At 68.2% G+C, this 5,954-nt stretch carries 8 protein-coding genes; 2 read left to right on the top strand and 6 right to left on the bottom strand.

Annotation, left to right across the window (positions count from 1 at the left end; genetic code table 11):
* Positions 1-78: 78 nt before the first annotated feature.
* The 6 genes from ACWCQ6_RS35230 to ACWCQ6_RS35205 form a co-directional block, all read right to left on the bottom strand.
* Complete coding sequence (locus tag ACWCQ6_RS35230) at positions 79-387, bottom strand: hypothetical protein (protein ID WP_451096302.1); 309 nt, start codon at positions 385-387, stop codon at positions 79-81.
* A gap of 76 nt (positions 388-463) precedes the next feature.
* Complete coding sequence (locus tag ACWCQ6_RS35225; protein ID WP_451096300.1) at positions 464-862, bottom strand: hypothetical protein; 399 nt, start codon at positions 860-862, stop codon at positions 464-466.
* A 74-nt stretch (positions 863-936) separates the two neighbouring features.
* Complete coding sequence (locus ACWCQ6_RS35220; RefSeq protein WP_451096298.1) at positions 937-1,323, bottom strand: nuclear transport factor 2 family protein; 387 nt, start codon at positions 1,321-1,323, stop codon at positions 937-939.
* Positions 1,324-1,368: 45 nt separating this feature from the next.
* Positions 1,369-2,058 carry an N-acetyltransferase family protein gene (locus ACWCQ6_RS35215; RefSeq protein ID WP_451096296.1) on the bottom strand — a complete coding sequence of 230 codons (690 nt, stop codon included), beginning with the start codon at positions 2,056-2,058 and terminating at the stop codon, positions 1,369-1,371.
* Entirely contained in the window at positions 2,055-2,975 is a 921-nt protein-coding gene (locus ACWCQ6_RS35210; protein ID WP_451096294.1) for a hypothetical protein, read from the bottom strand. The genes ACWCQ6_RS35215 and ACWCQ6_RS35210 overlap by 4 nt, the downstream gene beginning before the upstream one ends.
* Positions 2,976-3,038: 63 nt before the next feature.
* A complete protein-coding gene (locus tag ACWCQ6_RS35205) occupies positions 3,039-3,278 on the bottom strand; it encodes a hypothetical protein (protein WP_451096292.1) in 240 nt (79 codons plus the stop codon).
* Between the two features lie 273 nt (positions 3,279-3,551).
* On the opposite strand from ACWCQ6_RS35205, the gene ACWCQ6_RS35200 reads away from it, so the two are divergent.
* A complete protein-coding gene (locus ACWCQ6_RS35200) occupies positions 3,552-4,034 on the top strand; it encodes a hypothetical protein (protein WP_451096290.1) in 483 nt (160 codons plus the stop codon).
* A 199-nt stretch (positions 4,035-4,233) separates the two neighbouring features.
* A complete protein-coding gene (locus ACWCQ6_RS35195) occupies positions 4,234-5,448 on the top strand; it encodes a cytochrome P450 (protein WP_451096288.1) in 1,215 nt (404 codons plus the stop codon).
* Positions 5,449-5,954 lie beyond the last annotated feature (506 nt).

The raw sequence follows: 5,954 nt of genomic DNA, 5'->3' as shown, positions 1-5,954 counted from the left end.
CAGGCAGAAGAGTGCCGAGCAGCAGGTCTCACCGCATCAACAACTGTCCCCTTTTCATCCGTACGCGGGTGGGGACGTTCACTTGTACGCCGACAACACCCTGCTTCGCAGGGTGCCAGTAGTTTTCAGGGTGAGTGCTGGATCCAGAGAGAAGCCGGGCGGGAACGCGAAGGACAGCAGATCGGAGAACGGGCCCTGCATCATCTGTGGTTCCTCGTCGTTCTTGACCGTGCCGCGCAGGACGTAGGGGTGTGGGCGGGCTTGCTGGTAGGCGCTCTGGCCCTGTTCGTGAGCCCATCGCAACCGCTCCAGCAGGCCGGGGTAGGGGGTGCGCAGGGACTGCGTGCCGGACCGGTGGGGCTCACTGCCACCGGCTGGCTCCCACACCTGCCATCGGCCCCCGTCCGGAGCGCTCTCTTCGGCGGCGCCCTGTTTGGGGGCGCCTGCTTCAAGGGGGTCTTCATCACCAGAACCCCTTGAGGGCTGTGTGCTCTGTGAGGCTGTGTCCCTGCGCAGGATCGACCCTCGGGATCGCCACTGCGATCTCGAACTTGATCGGGTTGATGTCGATCTCGAAGCACTTGTCGTTGAAGACCATGTCCTTCTTCATGACGCTCTTGACCGGCTTGGCGCCCTTGAGCTCACGCCGCAGACCGAGGGTGTCCTTCAGGGAGTCCTTGAACACGCCCTTGCCCTTCACCGTGCTGTACCGATCAGTGCCGGAGGGCGGGTTGAGGGCCATGTTCGAGACGAACGAGTAGGACACCTGGGAGCCGATCGCGTGAGCCATCGCCGGGCGAAGGAAGGTGGGTTGCGGGGTGGACACCGAACCGTTCGGGTCTCCCAGGTTGCCGAGCACCATGGCGCCGCCCTTGATGGCGATGGCCGGTTTTGCCGCACAGGTGACAACGAACGACCATCACCCGAGATGCCCAACTACATGCCGTCGGGCGGGATGGGTGTCGCCTGGTGGTAGTACATCTGCCATGTCCCGGCGGCGCCCTGCTTGCGCCAGAGCGAACTCCGCCGTGCCCGGTTTCCGTCAAACACGGTCTCGTAGGTGAGATGCACCAGTCCGGGGGCCAACAGCACGCCATTGAAGTTCGAGGGCTCGTAGCGCGGACCGCCTTCTGCTGCACCGCCCAGCTCGGGCAGCTCGGCAAGCATCTCCGTATACGTCCATCGCCGCCCCGAAGCGCCGACCTCGACGAAGTCCGGGTCCAGCAGCTGCAGGGCAAGCGAGCGGGATATACGCACGCTGGGGTCCATCAGACGCAGTTCGCCTGCGATCGCTTCGCGTACCTCATCTGTCTCTTGGCTCATGCAAGCATCCTCGCTTACGTAGCCAAGCTCTTCGCAACCGAGTTATCACCCGCCGAGCGCAGCTTGGCCTCCGACCTGCTGCCCGGCGGAGTCGAGACCGTCATCGACGCGGGCAGCGCCCTGGCCGCGACCATCGAGCTCATCATGCGCGACACCGGCCTGGACGGCCTTCCTGCCCTCGATCGGTGACACATCCGGCCGTGTGGGTCGGTCTACGTGCTGGGAAGGCCGCGGAGCATGACGGCGTGGAGGGGGGGAGTCGGGGAAGGGCTGGCGTTCGCCGATCTTGCGGTATCCCCATGTTTCGTAGAGGGCCTGGACGCGGGGGTGTGTGGTGTCGACGAGGAGGGTGGTCAGCTGCTCGGGCCGGGGGTCGAGGAGGGTGTCGTGGAGTCGTTGGGCGAGGCCGGTGCCGCGCCATTTCTGACGGACCATGAGCTCGGACAGGGCGAAGGTGGTGCCCGGGGTGGGGGTGGGGGAGAGGTGTCCGCGCCAGGTTTCGCGGCCGAGGTCGGCGGTGGCGCCGTAGGCGAAGCCCGCGGGCTGGCCGGCGTCGAAGGCGATGACGCAGTCGAAGGAGGGCCTGGCGCCCCAGTGGTCGACGAACCAGGCGAATTTCTCCGTCTGGTGGAAGGGGTCGTCCATCTCGGCGGCGTAGGCGTCGGCGTGGACGTCGAGGAGTATCTGCCGGATCGCGGGCAGATCCGCGTGGCCGTAGCGGCTGATGGCGGTCATGTGCGGCTCCAGGTGGTGCGGTAGTGGTCGGTCCACTCCCGGGTGACGGGCGCGGTCGGGGCGGTGGTGATCAGGTCGCGGTAGAAGTCGCCGAGCAGGGTCCGCAGCCTTCCGGGCAGGGCGGCATGGCCCAGGAGGGGGAAGATGCCGGTGGTGCTGGCGGTTGCCTGGTCGAGGTCGCCCTGGTGGAGTTGGGCGAGCGCGAGCCGGGCGGTGGCGAATGCCCTGTTGCGGGCGAACACCTGGGGCAGGGCCGTCAGTGCGTGGTGGGAGGCGGCCTCGGCGGCGGGGGAGTTGCCGAGGCGGTCGTGGACGATCGAGGTGATGGCGTGGAGCTCGGCCCGGCCGTAGAACGCGGTCCAGCTCGGCCGCGGACGGGCCAAGTCGGCCTTGGCGAGCGCCTTCTCGGCATGGTCGAGGGAGCGCAGGGCGGGCCGGTGGTCGCCGAGGTGGGCGTGGGCGATGGCGATCCGCGCGTGCGCGAGGCTGGCGAGCAGCGGGTCGCGACGGGTGACGGCCGTGGCCCGGGCGGCCTGGCCGGCCGCGAGGGACTCGGCGTGAGCGCCGCGCTGGTGGGCCAGGATCGCCACCGAGTTCCACACACGCATCGTCGCGACCGGATCCTGCGCCAGCCCGGCCAGATGCAGGGCCCGCTCGTGCAGCGGCTGGGCGCGAGAGCTCTGACGGGCTTCCACGCACGACCAGGCCGCGGTCGCGGTGTAGTCGGCCGCGAGGGAAAAGAGCCGCTGCCGGGTGCGCTGAGTGGCCGGCTTCTCCTGGAGCGCGACGGCCTCCTGAGCGCCGGCGAGCGCGGCCCGCTCCAGGGTGTTGTGGCCGCCCCGGGAATCGTCCAGCGCCATGAGAGCGTCGAGCTGCTGCCGCAGCCGCAGCACATCACCGCCACCAACCCCCGCCACCAGAACCCGCCCCCTGCCGAGCTGGCCGTCAGCGCGAGGAAGGAACGGCGGTGCACAGGGTCCTCATCCTCCACGGGCGCGGGCTTCTTCTTGCGACGGTCGGGCGGATCGAGGCTTAGTGATCCGGCGCAGGGCCGCCCGGGCCACGGGTATCAGCCCAGTGACCAGCCAGAACAGCAGCTGGTCCGTCCAGCCGTCGGCCAGTTCGTCGTCGGCGAGGTTCTGCAGGCCGGGGCGCGGATCTGCGGACGGTGTGTCCGGCCAGGCGACCGGTGCATCATGATTGTCGAGGGCAACCAGCACACGAGACAGACGGCGCACATCCGCAGAGGCGTGGAGCGCCGCGACGGGTCACAACCGCGCGCCGGTTCAGGGGGCTCCCTGCCCCGGTCGTCGAGGGCGTTCAGCGCAGTGACGAAGGCGCGCACGGGCGGCTGGGTCAGGTTCTCGGCAACGATCACGCCCCACAGCTTTTCATCGACATTCCGTCCTCTTTGCGCGGCGCGCAGGCGGCGGGGTCCTGAAGTCCGCGACGATTTTCTTCGCCGGGGAGCTCGCCCTCCGAAACCGCTGATCGTGGCGTTTGCCGATCGGATGCGGGCCACCGGGTATGCCGTCGAGTCGATCTTCACCGCCCTGGAACAGACAGGACTGAAGATTGCGGCACGAACCCTGCGGGCCTGGTCCGCCCCAGCCGGCCCGTCCAACCGGGCCGCGGCCCGAACCGTGACCGATGCCCTGGTTGAGGCCGCGGTCCGCCGGCTGGCCTTCACCACCACCAAAGCCGGTGAGCGCGTGCTGGCTCCCGAGGGTCTCTATGGCCGGCGCAATATGCTGGCTCTCATCCGCCGTACTCTCCTGCCAGAGTTCGGGTTCGGCGCCGTCGACCGTGCCATGCGCTCGCTCATGAGCGGACTTGAAGCCGGTTGGATTCGAATTCGTCCACCCTTAGCGAGGCGGGTCCTCGCCCACCGGGGGCGGTTGGGTGAGCGAGGCTGGCTGTGGCTGCGCCGGTTTGATGGCCGGTTGCTGGATGGGGCTGTTCGTCCTGAAAGGTGAATTGGGGTCGCTTTCCTGGCGCTGGGGGAGCTCCGTCGAAAGTATGGCAGGCGGAGTCTGGTGCACGGGCGTTGATCCCGGAGCCGTGAATGTGCGTCTTCATCTGTTCGGTGCGGTCTGGCTCTGCAGGTTTCATCGGCTCTGAAACGCAGGCAGGTTGCTGGGCAACCCGTCTCTTCGGCACGAACCAGGAGGACGTGTGTCCGTCTCGGATGTCCATACCGCGGGCCCCGCGGTCGAGCAGTTGCAGCCGCTGCATTGTCTGCCGTTCGCGGAAGTGGGGCCGCCCCGGCGGACCTCTGTCCCCAACGGAACAGAGGTGTGGCTGGTCACCCGGTACGACGATGTCCGGCAGGTTCTGATGGATGCCCGGTTCCAGCGGTCTCTGCTGAGTGCTCCCGATGCCCCGGCGCTCACCGGCACTCCGAACCTGCTGGACGCCCCGGGCGGATTGATCAACCTGGACGGTGCCGAGCACCTGCGTCTGCGCCGTGTGGTGCAGCGGGTGTTCACACCGCGGGGTGTCAAGCGCCTGCGTCCGTGGGTGGAGCAGGCGATCGACCGGCTGCTGGACGAGTTGGAGGAGCGGGGTTCGCCGGCAGACCTGATGGCTGGCTACGCCGCGGCGGTGCCGAATGCGGTGATGCGGCATCTGATGGGCGTGCAAGACCTGGAGGACGATCGTCTCAGGCGCTGGGCGGAGCATGCCGTCTCCGATACCTCGCGCAGTGCGGAGGAGGTGGCCGCCGGCCTGAGGAATCTCATGGAGTTCTCCGCCGATCTGCTCGCGGAGAGGCGAGCGGCGCCGGGCGAGGACCTGGTCAGCACCCTGGCCCAGGCTGCCGATCAGCAGGGTGGGGTGCCGGAGGCGCACCTGGCCAACCTGGTCGGAGGGCTGGTGGTGGCCGGCTACGACACCACGATGACGATGCTGGGCAACTCGCTCCTCTACATTCTGGGTGAACGGCCCGAAGTCTGGCAGCAGCTGGCCTCCTCAAAGGAGGCCGCCGGTGCACTGGCCGAGCGGTTGGTGCACCTGATCCCGCTGGGCAGGAACCCGGAGAAGCCGGGCTGCCTGCGCCGGGTGGCGCAGGACACCGAGATCGGGGGCGTCCTGGTCAGGGCGGGTGAATTCGTAGCCGCTGACATCGGCGCCGCCAACCGCGATCCGTCCGTTTTCACCGGCAGCCCGTTCGACGACCTGTTCGCCCCGCTGGAGAGCCCGACCCTTTCCTTCGGCGGAGGAACGCACTACTGCCTGGGCATCTGGCTGGCCCGCGCACAGCTGGAGATCGCTCTCCACCGGCTGGCCGCCCGGTTCCCCGGGCTCCACCTGACCATGGCGGTGACGGAGACCAAGTGGCGGCTGAGCACGACTACCCGCAGCCCGCTTCGCCTGCCGGCCGCCTGGTAAGAGCAGACCGGCCAGGCCACGAACGAACTCGGGTCTGGGCGCAGCGGCCACTCGGTAGCGTCAGCGGGGCTGCGGGCGGCAGCCTCCCTGGCTTCGGCGGGAGCAAGTAGGGCGGCACTCCAGGGCCATCACGCTCTGGCCGACCCGGCTGGTCCGGCTGTCGTTCGGGCGGGCCCGCATGTTGCCGGACGAGCACAACGCCCTTGTCGGTGCGAGCGGCGCGGGCTGAGACCTGCACAAGTGGCGGCACTCCGGCCAAAGGGCACAGGAGGTCTGAAATGCTGCTCTGAACAGTTCGCAACAACTCCCACCTGCCACAGACAGATAACTCGAAAGAGTGCACTGTTTCTGGTTCTTGCGGGCTGTCGACGGCTAACTTGATCTTTAACCAGTACGGCGTGGTCGTGGGGTCGTTGGCTTCTTCTGTCTCGTGTCTGTTCTGCCGGTGGTGTGCACGTCGTGGCGTGGGGTGGGTTGCGTGTTCTTGCGGCCTGGTGGCCGTCCTG

The organism is Streptomyces sp. NPDC001880 (genome assembly GCF_053594575.1).
This window is presented reverse-complemented; position numbering and strand designations above follow the sequence as displayed.